This window comes from Salinibius halmophilus (assembly GCF_003577475.1).
GTDB lineage: Bacteria > Pseudomonadota > Gammaproteobacteria > Pseudomonadales > Natronospirillaceae > Salinibius > Salinibius halmophilus.
Genome location: NZ_QPEP01000005.1, coordinates 83,146 through 98,735 on the forward strand (window position 1 = coordinate 83,146; position 15,590 = coordinate 98,735).

Annotated in this window: 13 protein-coding genes and 2 pseudogenes; 5 read left to right on the forward strand and 10 right to left on the reverse strand. The window is 48.9% G+C overall.

The features are described 5' to 3' along the window. Nucleotides 1-80 precede the first annotated feature (80 nt). From DUW71_RS18060 to ilvD, 3 genes and pseudogenes are all read left to right on the forward strand, one after another. Nucleotides 81-731: pseudogene (locus tag DUW71_RS18060) on the forward strand (PAS domain-containing protein); the annotation flags it as partial. Between the two features lie 144 nt (nucleotides 732-875). Next, a pseudogene (locus DUW71_RS18065) lies at nucleotides 876-1,256 on the forward strand (methyl-accepting chemotaxis protein); the annotation flags it as partial. A 77-nt stretch (nucleotides 1,257-1,333) separates the two neighbouring features. Further along, complete coding sequence (gene ilvD / locus DUW71_RS06905; RefSeq protein WP_119394517.1) at nucleotides 1,334-3,013, forward strand: dihydroxy-acid dehydratase; 1,680 nt, start codon at nucleotides 1,334-1,336, stop codon at nucleotides 3,011-3,013. Here ilvD and DUW71_RS06910 read toward each other — a convergent pair. From DUW71_RS06910 to trpB, 4 genes are all read right to left on the reverse strand, one after another. Continuing rightward, nucleotides 3,008-3,793, reverse strand: coding sequence for a phosphatase PAP2 family protein (locus DUW71_RS06910; RefSeq protein WP_119394518.1), 786 nt, complete (start codon nucleotides 3,791-3,793; stop codon nucleotides 3,008-3,010). The two genes, ilvD and DUW71_RS06910, sit on opposite strands and share 6 nt — an antisense overlap. Before the next feature lie 48 nt (nucleotides 3,794-3,841). Further along, the gene (locus tag DUW71_RS06915) at nucleotides 3,842-4,339 is read right to left on the reverse strand and encodes a CIA30 family protein (protein WP_119394519.1); all 498 of its coding nucleotides are present in this window, start codon (nucleotides 4,337-4,339) and stop codon (nucleotides 3,842-3,844) included. 79 nt (nucleotides 4,340-4,418) lie between these two features. Further along, nucleotides 4,419-5,183: a tryptophan synthase subunit alpha gene (trpA, locus tag DUW71_RS06920; protein WP_119394520.1), complete on the reverse strand. Its 765-nt coding sequence runs from the start codon at nucleotides 5,181-5,183 to the stop codon at nucleotides 4,419-4,421. 3 nt (nucleotides 5,184-5,186) lie between these two features. Further along, the gene (trpB, locus tag DUW71_RS06925; RefSeq protein ID WP_119394521.1) at nucleotides 5,187-6,446 is read right to left on the reverse strand and encodes a tryptophan synthase subunit beta; all 1,260 of its coding nucleotides are present in this window, start codon (nucleotides 6,444-6,446) and stop codon (nucleotides 5,187-5,189) included. 87 nt (nucleotides 6,447-6,533) lie between these two features. Here trpB and DUW71_RS06930 point away from each other — a divergent pair, with 87 nt between their 5' ends. Next, complete coding sequence (locus tag DUW71_RS06930) at nucleotides 6,534-7,022, forward strand: TetR/AcrR family transcriptional regulator (RefSeq protein ID WP_119394522.1); 489 nt, start codon at nucleotides 6,534-6,536, stop codon at nucleotides 7,020-7,022. On the opposite strand, the gene DUW71_RS06935 is transcribed toward DUW71_RS06930, so the two are convergent. The 6 genes from DUW71_RS06935 to DUW71_RS06960 all read right to left on the reverse strand — a co-directional run bounded on the left by DUW71_RS06935 (nucleotide 7,005) and on the right by DUW71_RS06960 (nucleotide 14,945). Further along, nucleotides 7,005-7,244 carry a TIGR02647 family protein gene (locus DUW71_RS06935; protein WP_119394523.1) on the reverse strand — a complete coding sequence of 80 codons (240 nt, stop codon included), beginning with the start codon at nucleotides 7,242-7,244 and terminating at the stop codon, nucleotides 7,005-7,007. The two genes, DUW71_RS06930 and DUW71_RS06935, sit on opposite strands and share 18 nt — an antisense overlap. A 100-nt stretch (nucleotides 7,245-7,344) precedes the next feature. Next, nucleotides 7,345-11,232, reverse strand: coding sequence for a translocation/assembly module TamB domain-containing protein (locus tag DUW71_RS06940; protein ID WP_119394524.1), 3,888 nt, complete (start codon nucleotides 11,230-11,232; stop codon nucleotides 7,345-7,347). Beyond that, a complete protein-coding gene (locus tag DUW71_RS06945) occupies nucleotides 11,232-13,007 on the reverse strand; it encodes an autotransporter assembly complex protein TamA (protein ID WP_119394525.1) in 1,776 nt (591 codons plus the stop codon). Before DUW71_RS06945 ends, DUW71_RS06940 begins: the two co-directional genes overlap by 1 nt. Nucleotides 13,008-13,089: 82 nt before the next feature. Next, entirely contained in the window at nucleotides 13,090-13,737 is a 648-nt protein-coding gene (locus DUW71_RS06950) for a tRNA (adenine(22)-N(1))-methyltransferase (protein WP_119394526.1), read from the reverse strand. Continuing rightward, the gene (locus tag DUW71_RS06955; protein WP_119394527.1) at nucleotides 13,734-14,072 is read right to left on the reverse strand and encodes a YacL family protein; all 339 of its coding nucleotides are present in this window, start codon (nucleotides 14,070-14,072) and stop codon (nucleotides 13,734-13,736) included. Before DUW71_RS06955 ends, DUW71_RS06950 begins: the two co-directional genes overlap by 4 nt. Beyond that, on the reverse strand, nucleotides 14,073-14,945 hold the full coding sequence (locus tag DUW71_RS06960) for an alpha/beta hydrolase (protein WP_119394528.1): 873 nt from the start codon (nucleotides 14,943-14,945) through the stop codon (nucleotides 14,073-14,075). A gap of 276 nt (nucleotides 14,946-15,221) precedes the next feature. Between DUW71_RS06960 and DUW71_RS06965 the strand changes: the two genes are divergently transcribed. Then, nucleotides 15,222-15,587: a hypothetical protein gene (locus DUW71_RS06965; protein WP_119394529.1), complete on the forward strand. Its 366-nt coding sequence runs from the start codon at nucleotides 15,222-15,224 to the stop codon at nucleotides 15,585-15,587. Nucleotides 15,588-15,590: the final 3 nt, after the last annotated feature.

Here is a 15,590-nt window from a genome sequence, read left to right on the forward strand (position 1 = left end):
CTTAGTTAATGATTATATATGGTTTGGCTTTAAATCAGACTGCTGTCTAAACTTGCTCAAGACTTGTATGAGGATATGCCATGGTTAACCTATTTCGTCGCAAGGTAGTAGACAACATTGAAGCAGCGCCAAGTATACCAGATTTTTTTAAAGGGCTAGTGCGCCATCAACCCATTTATGTATTCGACCATGCTGGGCAGACCTTGCACACAGGTACATCAGTGCTGGCATCTTCAGACATTGAGAAAATAAAATCCTCACTGGGTACTAGCGATAGACTTTCGCTGGGTGCGGCAAGGGAAGTCATTGTCAGTCAATTATCTCTGGCGGATCAAACCTTCTATTTAGCCAATGTGGTCGATCAACTGCCAGACCCAGATGGCACTGAAGCAAAAGCAATATATGAAGCCCTTAACCGCTCGATGGCAGTGATTGAATTTGAGCCGGACGGAACGATCATTCGCGCCAACGAAAACTTTTTACAGACGGTTGGCTATCGTCTGCAGGAGATCCAAGGAAAACATCACCGGATGTTTTGTACACCAGAGTTTTATCAAGAAAATCCAAGGTTTTGGCAACAGCTCGCCAGTGGTGATATTTCAGGTGGAAAGTTTAAACGCATTAATTCCTCGGGCGAGGAAGTGTGGATTGAAGCGACTTACAATCCGCTTTACGACGCTCAAGGCGAGGTATACAAGATCATAAAGTTTGCCAGCAATATTACGCCACGCATTGAGTTGGCTGCACAAGCTGCGGCGATGGCCACCGAATCATCCGTTGAAACGCGCCAGATTACTGACAATGCGGCCACCGTACTGCAAGATGCTATGCGCACTGCGCAAGATATTAATCAGCGGGTATTGCAAGCAACCGAGCTGGGCAGTCAGCTCGGCGAGCAAGCGCAAAGCATTAGTAAGATTGTTAGCACAATCCAGAGCATTGCTGAACAAACCAACTTGCTCGCTCTAAATGCTGCCATCGAAGCGGCAAGGGCTGGCGAGAGTGGTAGGGGGTTTGCTGTGGTAGCCGACGAGGTGCGCAATCTTGCCGGTAATACAGCGGAAGCGACGAAAGAAATTTCTGGTGTGGTAGAGCGCAATAGTGCCCTGATCGAACAAATTGAATCGCAACTATCGGGCGCGTCGTCCGTGGCGAGTCAAGGCCAGGATAAAGTGGCTGAGGTGGCAAGCGGTTTGGAAGAAGTGTCTAAGGGGATTGCCAACTTAGCCAAGCTTGTTGGTGACCTGAACCGCTAGCCATTACTAATTGGCAAAGTCATTTTTAGTCAAACTCAGGTAGCTTTGGGCAACTTATCAAAGAAGGGCAGTGAATCATGGCAAATGAACGCAAGTTCTCGTCGAAAGTGGTAGATGGCATTGAACAAGCACCTGCTAGGGCAATGCTACGCGCGACTGGGTTTGACAAGGCTGACTTCAGCAAGCCCCAAATTGGCGTGGCATCATTGTGGAGTATGGTCACGCCGTGCAACATGCACATTAATACCCTGGCTGATCAGGCAGTGATTGGCGCCGACAATGCAGGTGCCAAAGGTGTTTTGTTTAATACCATTACCATTTCTGATGGCATCGCCAATGGCACCATTGGTATGAAGTACTCGCTGGTTTCACGCGAGGTGATTGCTGATTCGATTGAAACAGTTGTTGGTTGTCAGGGGTTTGATGGCCTAGTCACCATTGGCGGCTGCGATAAAAATATGCCTGGCTGTGTGATGGCCATGGCTCGCCTAGATCGCCCGTCGGTATTTGTTTATGGCGGCACCATTCGCCCAGGTAAAAACCGCACTGATATCGTTTCAGTGTTTGAAGCGGTGGGCAAGCATGCCAAAGGCGAGTACGACCTGATCGATGTTGAGCAAATCGAAGAAACAGCGATTCCTGGTCCAGGCTCTTGTGGTGGCATGTACACTGCTAACACCATGGCGTCGGCGATTGAAGCACTTGGCTTAAGCTTACCTGGTAGCTCGGCGATGGAAGCTGAGTCGCCTGAGAAGTTAGAAGATTGCCGTCGTGCTAGTGCTGCGGTGAAAATGTTGCTCGAACAAGACATTCGCCCAAGCCATATCCTTACCCGCAAAGCATTCGAAAATGCTATCACGGTAATCATTGCGCTAGGTGGTTCAACTAACGCCGTGCTGCATATGCTAGCCTTGGCAAACATCGTCAATGTGCCACTATCGCTCGATGATTTTACCGAGATTGGCCAGCGTGTGCCCGTGTTGTCCGACCTGCGCCCAAGTGGCAAGTACTTGATGTCGGAGTTGATTGAAATTGGTGGCATTCAGCCGCTAATGAAGCGCTTGTTAAATAAAGGTCTTCTGCATGGCGATTGCCTAACGGTAACTGGGAAAACCTTGGCCGAAAACCTTGCAGAGGTAGAAGACTACCCAGCCGATCAGCAAATTATTCGCGATTTTGACAACCCAGTTAAAGCTACCAGTCACCTCGTGGTGCTAAAAGGTAACTTGTCTCCAACAGGTGCCGTAGCAAAGATTTCGGGCAAAGAAGGGCTGGCGTTTACCGGCAGTGCGCGGGTATTTCATTCCGAGGAGGAAGCACTGGCAGCCATCTTGGATGGCACTGTAGTGAAAGGGGATGTAATCGTTATTCGCTACGAAGGACCAAAAGGTGGCCCTGGTATGCGGGAAATGCTGAGCCCTACCTCTGCCGTGATGGGTAAAGGGCTAGGCAATGACGTTGCCTTGATTACCGATGGCCGATTCTCTGGTGGTAGCCATGGTTTTGTGGTTGGTCACGTAACGCCAGAAGCGATGGATGGCGGGCCTATCGCTGTCGTGGAAAATGGCGATACCATCAGCATTGATGCGCAGTCGATGGAAATTAAGTTGCACATTAGTGATGAAGAATTAGCTCAACGCTTAAGCCAATGGCAAAAACCTGAACCGAGATACCGCCGTGGCGTTTTGGCTAAGTTTGCTGCCAACGTAACTTCTGCTGCCGAAGGTGCGTTAACGGATGTAGATTTAGACTTATGATGATCGCTTGGCGGCTGACATAGTTAGCCGCCAATCTATACCAAAACTTCGCAATCCCCACGATATTAACATCAGTATCAAAAGGTTCGTGGCTAACCAAGTGTCTACCTCTGCATGGCTTACACCGAGTATTAAGAAACTACAGCCAATAAATAACCAGTGAATCGCAAGCGGTAGCCAATAACTCACTTGCTTAGTAAGCTTTATTTGCTCGCCTAGGCGAATGGCCAGCAAGGCGACCAATGCGCCAATGCCTGCACCTACCACGACATCGGCTGGCCAGTGTGCACCAACCATTACTCGCGATACAATCACCACGCCAGCTACTGCTAATAGCGCTCGTGATGCTTGCACATAGCGAAGCAAAAACACAGCCATGCCAGCAGTAGAAATTGAGTGACCCGAAGGAAACGCCCCCGCAAGCAAAGTAGGCCCATTAATAAAGATGTTATTTGATCCAAGAGCAAAGGCAGGTCGTGCCACATCGAACCAACTTTTGAGCAGGTCGGTAAGTAATAACGAAACGATGGCAAAAATAAGCGCGGGCAGTAGGATTTTTGGCTTGTATACACCAATCCAAGCGATAAATAATACATGGGTCGCACTATCACCTAACAGGGTTAGTACATCTAACAATGCACTTGGCAGCAGACTCGCGGGTGTATTAATTAGGTAGAAAAGCCAAGTGTTGATCCAATCAATACGCAGTAGTTGCCCCAACACAATGGCTGCGATTGCTATAGTAAAGACTCTATTTTCAATGTTTGACCAGACTAACATGCTTCACCTCCACAATAGAGGTGAAGCATGCGATAACATTGTGACGGTCTAATTAAGCGCTGATATTTGCTTTAAATCGAGCTGAAACGGTCCTGTTTGTTTGTCGGTAATAAAAATACTGATCACTTGTGTGCGGTTAAAGTCAATCGTTGGGTAGTCGCTGAAGGTTAAGCCGCGAAAGGTGAGATAAAAATCCTCTGGGCGTAAGGTCACGCTTGTCCATTCGTTTGCTGTGGTAGGGAAGTCAGCTGCGTAGCTGGCGCGCCCGATGTTTTGATCGGTTTGCACACGCAGCTGATATTGTCGGCCATCGCCACGGACTTCAAGTTCTAAACCGTTAATTGGATCATTGGCGTTCACCCGTATCATCTTCCTCGCTGAGGCAAAGCCGCCATTGTTTTCCAAAGATAAATAGCCAGAAAAGCGAATGTAGTCATCAATCGCTTCAATGCCACTGCTCGAGCGCCCGCCCATCACGGTGTCGTTAACAATTTGCCAAGCACTAGTGTGCGCAGAAAGGAGAAGTAGCATAAGCAAATGTTTCATATCCCATCACACAGATCATCAAGTTTACCGTTAACGATACGGTGTGATGGGCGAATCAGGTTGCTAGTTAAGCTGAACGTTAGGCAAGCTCAGAATCAACCAACAGCTGCTTCATATTTGCTGCAGCGGTATCACTGCCAAGGTCGCGCTGCCATTCAATGTAGCGCGAGCAAAATGCTGCAACTTCAGCAACCCCAGTCAGGTCCTTTAAGTCATCGGCACTGCGAACACCAAAGCCAATTGAGAGAGGCAGGTCGGTGTGTTGACGAATGCGCTTTACATAAGCTTTAAAGTCATCACCCCATTGAGTTTGTTTGCCGGTCACCCCCATACGAGATACCACATACACCATACCTCGTGCGCTCTTGGCTATACGTGCCACACGTTCATCCGATGTATTGGGTGTGACCAAGAGAATTGGTGCTAAACCTAGCTCGTCAAGAAGCGGCATGTATTGCTCATACTCTTCCACTGGCATATCCGGGATGATCATACCTTTAAAACCAGCGGCTGCTGCATCACGGAAAAGCTGCTCTAATCCATAGCGATACAATGGGTTTAGGTAGCTCATCAAAATAAAGGTCGCGTCAGGATGCTTGCTGCTGACTGTTTTACAAAGCTTTAAGGTTTCGCGTACTGAGCCCCCGGTTTTAAGCGCTTCGTGACAGGCATTGGCAATGGTGTGGCCATCTGCTACCGGATCACTGAACGGCACTTGCAGTTCAATCATTTTAACACCAGATGCGACTAAACCGTCGATGGCGTGCTCATTGGCATCTAGGCTCGGGAAACCAACAATGGCATGCGACATTACTTGTAGTTTGTCATTTTGCTTGGGAAACATTGCTTATTCTCCTTTTTTTGCCGCATCGAGTTCGCGAGCGCGATCTGCTTCACGTTGCAAGAACTCAGTCCACTCTGGCTGTGGGAATGCTTTGGCAATATTGAAGATATCTTTATCACCACGGCCACTTAGATTAATGATCACGTGTTGGTCTGGACGCATGGTTTTTGCTCGCTTAAAACCACCAGCTAAACCATGTGAGCTCTCGAGTGCAGGGATGATACCTTCGGTTTTCATCAACAGACTAAATGCTTCGGTGACTTCTTTATCGGAAGCGGCTTCAGGTACTACTCGCCCGGTTTGCGATAAGTGCGCCAGAATCGGTGACACACCAACATAGTCCAAACCTGCTGCAATAGAGTGCGTATCGCCAAGCTGGCCATCGTCGTTTTGTAAGAACAAGGTTTTATAGCCTTGCGCAATACCTGGCTCACCAGTATTCGCCATCATGCGCACTGAGTGCTCGCCGTCTTTCAGGCTTAAACCACCGGCTTCCACGCCGACTAGTTTCACTTCTTCATCTTCTAAGAATGCACCAAAGGCGCCCATTGCATTAGAACCACCACCCACACAGGCAACGACCTCGTCCGGTAAACGGCCGATTTGTGCCAGCGCTTGTTCTTTCATTTCAATGGAAATCACACTTTGGAAGTAGCTTACTAGTTCCGGGAAAGGCGCAGGACCACAGGCCGTACCCAGTACATAGTGGGTGTCTTCCACCGACGCCGCCCAGTCGCGTAACGCTTCGTCTAACGCTTCTTTTAAGGTACGGTTGCCGGTTTCAACCCCTACTACTTCAGAACCTAGCTGGCGCATCCAGAATACATTGGAATATTGGCGCTCAATGTCATCAGCACCCATGTAGATGGTTGCCTGAAGGCCCAAACGGGCTGCCATAATGGCGGTTGCAAGACCGTGCTGACCAGCACCGGTTTCGGCAATAACGCGCTTTTTACCCATGCGTTGAACCAATAAACCTTGGCCAAGCACGTTGTTTACCTTGTGTGCGCCAGAGTGGTTGAGATCTTCACGCTTGAGCCAAATTTGCGCACCACCTAGTTCTTTCGATAACCGGCGCAGAGGGGTTAGAGGGGTCGGGCGGCCGCTAAATTCTTGGCAAAGGCCCACATATTCTTGCCAAAAGCTTGGATCGTCGCGCAGTTGTTCAAACATTTCTTCCAGCTCGGTAAGGGCTGGTAGCAGAATTTCTGGCACATAACGGCCACCAAATTCGCCAAAGTAACCTTTATCGCTGCGGATCATGGTTTATTCCTCTTTATTTTTGGCGTGACATTAACTAAACGGTTTAGTAAAGTTTGAACAAGATCGTTTTTAGAATCAAGTGAAATTATGCCGCAACCAGCAAAAAAAGATGTAATTGCCAAGGCTGCCTTGCCTTTATTGCTCGAACTTGGAGTAAAGGGCACATCAATTGATAAAGTTGTTAAAGCCAGTGGTGTTTCCAAGCCCACGGTATATAAGCACTTTCCCGATAAATCGGCGCTTGTTGTACATGCCATTTCACTGTGGTTAGGCGAGCAAACCCAGCCAACCATTCATTGCCAAAGCCCTGAAATCCTACTCGATGAGTTGAGCGAAACCTGGTTAGCGCCAGAGCCATTACGATTGTACGGTTTAATGATGGGCGAGTCGCAACGAGTACCGCAAGCGTTAGCCTGTTTTATGGAAGGCTTTGACCAACCTTGGCGGGATAAACTGACGGCTTGGTCTAATCAGCTTGGACTCGATGAGCAGCGATTGAACTTTCAAGTCAGCCACTGGATTATGCAGCGACTGACCCAAACTCACGGGCAAAAGGTTTTAGAGGTCAGTGGTTAGGGCAAAATGAAGTTTTTGTACGTGTTCGGCAAACTCTAAGCCGGCATCGGTTAGATAACCGCCATCAATGGCATCTATATAGCCTCGTTTAAACAAGCGCTCGGCAGCATCACGCGTTGCTGGCGGTGCATCGCTGTGAATTTTAATGCCCGACATACGCGAGTCTGTTGGAAACTGCAGCAGTACATTCATCTCATCAATGGCATGTTGATTAAAACTCATTGTTGCGATTCTCCTTTGGGTGTTTAGTCACTATAGCAACAACCCGCTGAGGAATGCTGATATAGGGCAACTGGACTGGTTGGTTGTAACAACAGCTAGCCTAGTACTCTCGTTGCCATTGGAACTGAAGTCCACCACTGCCAGATGTTTCACCAGTATACAGCTCGATGTTCGAGTTCGGCGTGATTTGCCACTGCAACGATCCTGTCGTCGAAGACTCTTCACCAAAGTTGGTGTTAGATTCAACCTGTAAATAGATTTGGTTGCTTAAATACTTGCCAGCCTGCAGTGAGAACCCTGATAGGTTGTCATCGCCAAATGTTGGGTTGACGCGCAAGGCATCTAGACCGAAGAAGTCTAGCTCCCCAAGCAGGCCAAGATTTTGCGAAGTTGATCTTAGGCTATTAACCGCCGCTGCCAGTTCTATGGCCTCAATCGGAGTGAGCGCCTCAATACGTTTACCAAATAACAGTTCAGTGAGGATTTCGTCGCTGCTGCGCTGGCCATCATCACTAGACAGCGCCAGTTCGATGCGGTCCTGATTACCCGTGATGCGAAGGTCAACGTTGATATTTGGGCCGGTGTAACGCGCTGTAATGTCGAGATTGATTTGATTACCTTGTACTTGCACCGTTCCGCTGTTGATTGTGAAGACTTTGCCAAACGCTGTATAGCTTCCGCGAACAATCGAGAATTGTCCGCCCACCACTGGTGTGCGCAAGCTATCAGTTACCTGAACTTCACCACGAAGCTCGGCGACTAGGCCAATCATATAAAGCTGAGCTCGTTGCTCTGTGCGAGCGGTTACCTGCCATTGGCCGTTTGGCGCGAAGTCTCCTTCTGTTGTCGTCTCGGATTGATTCGCTTGCGTTTCTTCGACAATGTTTAACTGCGCTACAGCGTTATTGCTTTCAACTATTCGAATGGTTAGTGGTGCAACATCAATGTCGCCATCAATCGTGAGGTCTTGCCAAAACCCAGACACTCGCAGGCGACCGTCCGCGGTTGCGTCGATATCAGTGCGCCGAACAAGGCGCGCTTCGTCTGCATTCATGCGGACATCGATAAACGGCTGCCACCAATCTGGCCGTTGATCAGGCCAATTAATGCGACCGTTCAATCTAAGGTTGCCGCCATTATCGTCGCGTGCATTTGCTCTAACCTCTACCGCTAACCCTTGCGCAGATAAGTCAAGATCAAGGTCACGTACAACACTGCCATAGGTAGCATTGGCATAATAGCCATCTTGGATGCTCGCACTACCTTGCCAACTAGGTGATGCAAGTGTGCCGTTGATATTTAGATCGGCAGCAAGCAAACCCTGAAAATCCTGTTCAGGCCGATCACGGAAAATGGGGGCTAGCACTGAAGAGTCGCTGCGCACAAATAGGCTTGCCTCAAACGGGTGCTGTTGCCAATTATCGGCCCAGAGGGCTAATGGTTGTACCGGTGTGGCAATGGTTAATTGGATGCGCTGACCTTTGGAATCGAGTAGTTCGCCAACAAGCTGGTATTGATTTTGTGTGGTGACCACGGCGCTATTAAGGCGACTATCAAAGCGGCTAGAACGCCAGTTTAACCAACTATTGATCTCTGGTTGAGCGGGTGAGCCTTGCACACTCAGGCCGCCAAGTAGGCTGCCTTGCAGCTGGCTTTCCTCACCCAGCCAATAGGCTAGCTCGGGAATACGAAATTCACTTTCGATAGCAAGCGTGTTGTGATTGTAGGTTCCTGTTGCCGAGAGCGCGCCTTGCTCGCCAAAGGCGAGCGAAAGTTGCGTAAGCTGCCAATCATTGGCACTGGCATCGGCCTCAAGCTCGGCAAGCCATGGAGTATCAAAACTCACCAACATGCCCTCGGCTGTTGCATCAATGCTCAGTTGTGGATTATCTATTGGGCCAGCAATTGTCAGAGTGCCCTGGCTAGCACCTTGGATATCCTTGGGCAAGTTTATTGCCAAACCACGCAGTAGATCGGCACTGAGCGATTGCCAGGCTAACTCACCGGTTAGTTGCCGATTGTCTATGCTGGCAGCTAGCTGTGCTTGCGCGCCAGAATAATTTAGCTCGATGCGATGCTGGCTTGAACTTGGCCAGCTGCCCGAACCTTGCCAATTGAGTCGCAGCGGTTGCTCGGCGACTTGTGCGCTGAGCTGAATTGAGCCGGCCGCATCTAGCTCGTTGTTTTGCCAACGTGTCGTGATGTCACCCGATGCAAATATATCGGATAGGCTAACGTTTAGTTGCTCGATATTGGGGACTAAGTTGGGGTTGATGCCAAAGTTGTTTAGCTGGACATCCAGCTCTGCTGATAAGGGAGAGAGCTCAAACACCCCGCTGGCTTGGGCATTGCCGTTCTGCACACTGAGATTGTTGAGCTTAAAGGCCTGTAAATCCTGGCTATACAAAGATAGCTCTGCAGCAATCGGTTCTCCCATTACAGATGAATTGGCGGATAATTTTGCTGTAACGGCTGGCTGAGTAATCGGGCCACTGCCGGATAACTCACCTGCAATAGCAAAGGTTAACTCGTTAGGTAGGGCAACAAACTGTCGTACCAGTGTGTCAGCCAGCAACAGGTCATTGGCAGCAAACTCTACATAGTCATCACGCCAGTTTAGCTTGCCAGTTAAGTCAAGTTGGTTGTTATCTGACTGCAGGGTAGCAGCGTTTAACGTGATCTGGTTAAAGTCGAGCAGGGCGTCGCTAATGCTGATTTTAATTGGGCTGTTCTGATAACGGCCGAACGCGCTGGCGCCGCCACTGGCGGTCAAGTCGTTAATTTTACCTTGCCAGGTTAGTGCGCCTTGCGTTGTTAGGGTTAGGTCGCCAGGCCAGGTTTTTACCCAGTAATGCCATTGTTGGTCGGATACGTTTTGCCAATCTAGCGACGCGCTCAGTGTTTGCTCAGCTATTCGATAATCGCCGCTTAACGATACCAGGCTTTCACCCCAGCGCGCTTGTGCGGTTTCGACGCTAATTACATTGGTATTGGCGGTGGTTTGGCTATAAAAGTCCAGTGGTTGTTCGTAGAGCTCGCCAAAAATATCCAAATAGCCGTCAAAGGCTAGCTGTTGCCAACCATTGACCAAATAACCATTAACGCTCAGTTGGCCGCTAAGCTCGGGAAGCCAGCGCTGTATCGGCGCTAAATCTAGTGCCTCTGCGACGACTCTAAGCTCGCTGTCTTCTGCGCCAATAAAGCCATTTAGGCTGGCAGGCTGGCCATTTAGCAGTAGGGTGCCGGCATCTATTTGCAGCTGGTCCAACCCAACGGCCAAACTAAGTACGCCGGAAAACTGCCCTTGGTTATTTTCCCAGCTACCCTCTAGCTGCTCAATTGCTAGGCGCCAATCCCCGCGCGGGCGCAAATGTCCACTCAAACTGGCCTGCTCGTGCTCGATATTTAACCAAAACTCATCGCCATCAAGGGTGTGAAAACTGAGGTTAATGTTCTGCTCGTTGACACTTGCGCCGATGCTACCGCGCCCGGCAAAACTTGGCTGATGGGTAGCAATTGAGCCAGTCAGGCTTATTTGGTTGCCTGAGTTGTTAAGTTGAACCGCAAACTGATTAATCTGCATGCGTGGTAAACTTGCCCAGATGTCAACCAAACTAGGTAACTGGCTATCACTGCTCGGCGCGTTGGATGTGATCGTTACTTGCTCGATGCGCAGTTGATCGAGTACAAGCCCTTGATTGAGCAACTCAAACCAGTGCCAATCAATCTCAAGCTGGTCGATGCTAATATGCTGCTGGGCGTTGGTGACACTTATTTGAGATAACGACCAATGACCTAGGTGAGAAGAGTGCCCATGGCTAAAGCGAATGGTTTGCCCGGTAAATCTATTGATTAATGCTACTGAGTGCTCCACGAGCTGAATACGCGCGCGTTCGCTGTGATTCAGCCAGCCCAAGGTGGCGGTTATAATCAGAACCAACAGCAACAGCAGTTGCAAACATTTGATCACTAGCCAACGAACAATCATTAAAACGCTTGTCCTAAGCTGATATACAGTTGATACGGATCCAGTGTTTCATCACTAGATATGGGCACGGCAACATCCACTCGAATGGGCGCAAAGGCAGTAAAATAACGCAGGCCAATGCCGGCACCATACGACCAAGTATTGTCGAACAATAAGCTGGGTGCATCGGCAATGTTGCCGGCATCAGCAAAAAGGGTCATGCCCCAGTTATCGTTGAACCGGCCTCTCAATTCAGTTGTGGCCCTAAACGATTGCAAACCTGGAGTGGCTTGTTGGTCACTGCCAATTGACTGGTACTGATAGCCCCGAATACTGCCGCCACCACCAAGGCGAAAGCGATCCGACTCTGGGATTCTTGTGCTGTCTTGGGCGTCTGTCCAAATACTGCGCCAGCGACTATCGGTGGCAAATACAATGCTGCGCCCTAGGCTTTGATAGTTTGACCAGCCAAACTGAGTGCGAAAGAACGAATAGCCATCTTCGCGAATACTGACCACAGGCTCCACCTGCAAGCGGATTCGATTGCCGCTGCTAGGGTTAAAATTATTCGGGTTATCGTCGATCACATACGACGCGGGAAACCTCAGTGTTTGATAGACGGTGCGCTGTGCCTCTGCAATCCGCTCGTCCGTTCGGCGCAGGGCAATACTGTAGCGATAGGTTTCACGCCTTGATGCTTGGCGGTTTAGGGTTGCACTGGTTTCTACAATATGAATTTGGTCTAGGTCTTGTGCTTGCTCTAACTGTTCAAAGGTATAGGTTGTTGCCAAAATCAGTGTATTCGGCGCTGCCTGAAAGCCTGGTAACGTTAGGGTAATATCGGAAACGGACTTACGCAGATTAAAGCCCTCAAACATAGAAAACTGCAGCTCGTTTTCTAGTGTCAACCACTGAGCGTAGCCGAACAAGTTTCTATGCTCCCAACCCAGCTTAAGGTTAAATGATTCAGTGCTGTCCCAACCAGTTGATGCGTTAAGGGTGCGTGGTGAGCGTTTAATAAACTGGTAGTGTACATCGACACTACCGTCGCCTTGGCGAGTCAACTTACGTTGAATCGAGGCGAACAGGTTGGTTTGATAGAGGTTAAGCACGGACTGTTCGATATCGCTGCGTTGGAAGCAGGCTCCTTGGCGCAGACCTGTTTGCTGCAGCAGATATTCATTGCTCACACCGGCGCCATCGGCAAAGGTTATCCTGCCTATGCGGGACGGATCTTGCGCGTTCACAATATAGGTAGCCGTCGCCGTTTGCTTGTTGTGATTCAAGCGCACCTCATGGCGAACATTGACCGTAAAAAAACAGTTCTCACTGGCAATTTGGTTATTTAATCTTGTTTGCTCACTGAGCACTTCTTCGGTGATAAGAGCAGTATTCGTTTTGACTCGTTGCCAGTCATTTGTGCGCGGTTGCTGTCCTTGCACTGTAATTTCATTAATAACATATCGCGCGCCCGGGCGAATATCGTATTCAATAAATGCTTCGTCGTTTCCCGGCTCAACAATACGATAACTAACACTAGGGCGATAATAGCCTTGCGCGGCGAGTAGCTGGATCACTCGCTCCCGCTCACCGCTGGCCAGACGATTTAAATCAGGCGCGATACCTGTTGCCTGTAGCGCTTTGCGGTAACGCTTTAAATCGTCGAAAACTTGGTTTTGTAGCTGGCTATCATCGCTGTCGATTACTACCTGATCGCGACGAATATTGGGGACCTCGCTCGCCCAAGCAAACGCCGATACACTTAATAGAATGATAAAAGCACAGCGTTGCCACATAACCTAAGACTAATCCTTACTGCTTTAATAAACTTTAACACTTGCGGGTGCGATTGGTAGTAAATAGCTAGAAGTGGATAGTTTACTTGTGATGCTGTGGTAACTGCACTAGCTGATAATCCTGGTAGGTCACTGTCTGTTCAGGTTTGTGACGATAATGGTTCAATAGTTTACCAAGATACGCCGCTGCATCAGGATGTTGCCAAATCTTGTCTCCCGTTGGGCTTATCGGATTGGCGTCGCCTGATTGGTTAGAGACATGTATAACCTCATAAAAGCGCTTGTTTTCTTGAACCAATGCTTCGTTTATCAGGCCAAAGTTGAAGTCGTTCAGGCGTTGGCGAACAAGGTAGCTATGATGAACGGGGCAAACAATCAGCTCAATGGCAAACCGAGATAAGTATTCAATACTCTCGGCAATGAGCTCACCGCCAACACCGGCGATAATCACCATTTGCTTGCCATTAAATTGCGCTAGAGGCAGAACGTTAAGGTTTAGCGTGTGGCAGTGCCAAGGTTTGCCGTGGGCATGTTCAATGAGGTTTTGTTCAAGCGCCTGCATAATGGTTGGCGAGATATCAACAAAGTGGATGCTGGCTTTATTGTGCTGTAATAGCTTATAACCAAGATAACCGTGATCGCAGCAGGTGTCCCATATATGGTCTAGGTTCTCAGGCACCATATCGTAAATGGTCTGTAAACGCCTGCTTAATTTGGCAAACGCACTCATTTATGGGTGAGCCAATCTTCAAGCAATGGCAACAAGTCTTCGCCGCCACAGCCGAACTCATCGCTCGTTGCTTGATAACCTAGGTGCTCAGCTTCTTCATTTAACATGGCGTCGCTAACTGGTGCCAAAGTGGCCTCTTGCTGCTGCAAGCGAAACTTGAATTGGCGGCTTTGGTACTGGTAGTCAGTTTGGTTTTCTATTGCAGTAATCACGCTACGAATAATATTATCGTGCTGGCGCATGTCTTCTAGTAGCCAACGCTTAAACCCTTGTTGCTCGTCGGCGATTTCAATATTGAGCTCACCATCTTCGTCAAAGAAAATTTGATAATCCAACTACACCACTCCTTGTTGCGCAGGCGCATAGTCTACTAATTGGTCAAATGCCTGCTTGCTTGCCCGGCATTTCATTACCCGCCCATGGCCTTGTTTATCAGCTTTAATCAAGGTGACATGGCTAGCATTGCGGCTAGCGGCTTCACTGACCTCAAAACGGGCTAATCGATCACCGGGATCATGGACAATAATTGTACTGCCTTGACGGGCTTGCAGCTTTGCAATGGGGTCGATACTTGCCAGTTCAAACTGATACTGTTGGCTGATTTTGGCAGTGACTTGTTCAAATAAACGCAAGGAATAGCCGGAGCGTTCAATGGTTTGGTACATATTCTCGACATAGTTCAGCACGGGTGCAATTAATAGCACAGGCTTATCGTCTGCGTCGGCTATACCACTTTGCAGCAGTGCGGCACCGCCCATGCTGTGGGCGATGTAGCCGGCAATATTATGTCCTTTAGCGACTGTTTCTATGGCCTGCATAAAAGCTGGCAAATGGGCATACTTGCCTGCGCTTGCGCCATGCCCAAGGTGGTCGAAGGCTAGCGCTGTATAGCCACGACTTGCAATATGTTCCATTAATGGAAAAAACTGATGACTCGCACCAGACCAACCATGCGTGAGCAGCCAAACCGGGCCGCTGCCCAAGCAATAGGTCGCGATCTTTCCCTCAGGCCCGTCGACAAACTGCTTTTTGATCGCAGCTGGTTCTGAGTTCTTGGCCGGTAAGCGAGTTGGGGTTAATAAAATGCGTTCTGCGGTAGCCAAGGCATGTTGCGGCGCAATGCGACCATGGAGGAAGCTGCCAAGCGCGATCAAGGCGCGTTGCAGTCGTTGTGTTGGGCCGGTACGAAAATATATTTTGGCGCTCATAACTTACCCTTGCAAACTCGGATTCGCGCGATTTTAGCCTAGGTTGGCTACAACTGCTAATCGCTCATTATTTCTGCCCTTTATATAAAGTATAAAAAATGACAAAAATACGAGTTAAATAATACAAAAAGGTAGTAGTTGGAAATATAAATGGCGTTATTAAAAAACCTGTATATAATATCGCCAAATCAACAAAGGTGAACAACCTTCGAGCAGTTGCCAAAAGGAGCGGCGATTGCCCAAGGGGACTGAGGTTAATTAGTATAGGGAGAAGGGATGAGTATTGATTGGCATAGCAATCGAACCAAGCAGCGTATTGTGCAGGTCGCTTGTTTCGCACTCGCAACACTGGCTTGTATACCGGTACCCATGGTAGTGCCTGAGTTTCAACAAATGTTTAACTCCTTTGGCGCCGATCTACCTTGGCTAACAGCTTTATATTTAGGCCATGCCTACGTTTTTTACATACTAGCCGGTATCTTCTTGGTGCTAATCGCCACCAGTTTGATTAACAAACAGGATGCCTGGGTTCGCCGGCTCAGCGGCATATCAGTCGTGAGCTTACTGCTGGCCATCACACTAGTGATTACTGCGTTAATTGCGTTACAACTGCCCATCCATCAGATGGGCAGCCTCAATTAATGA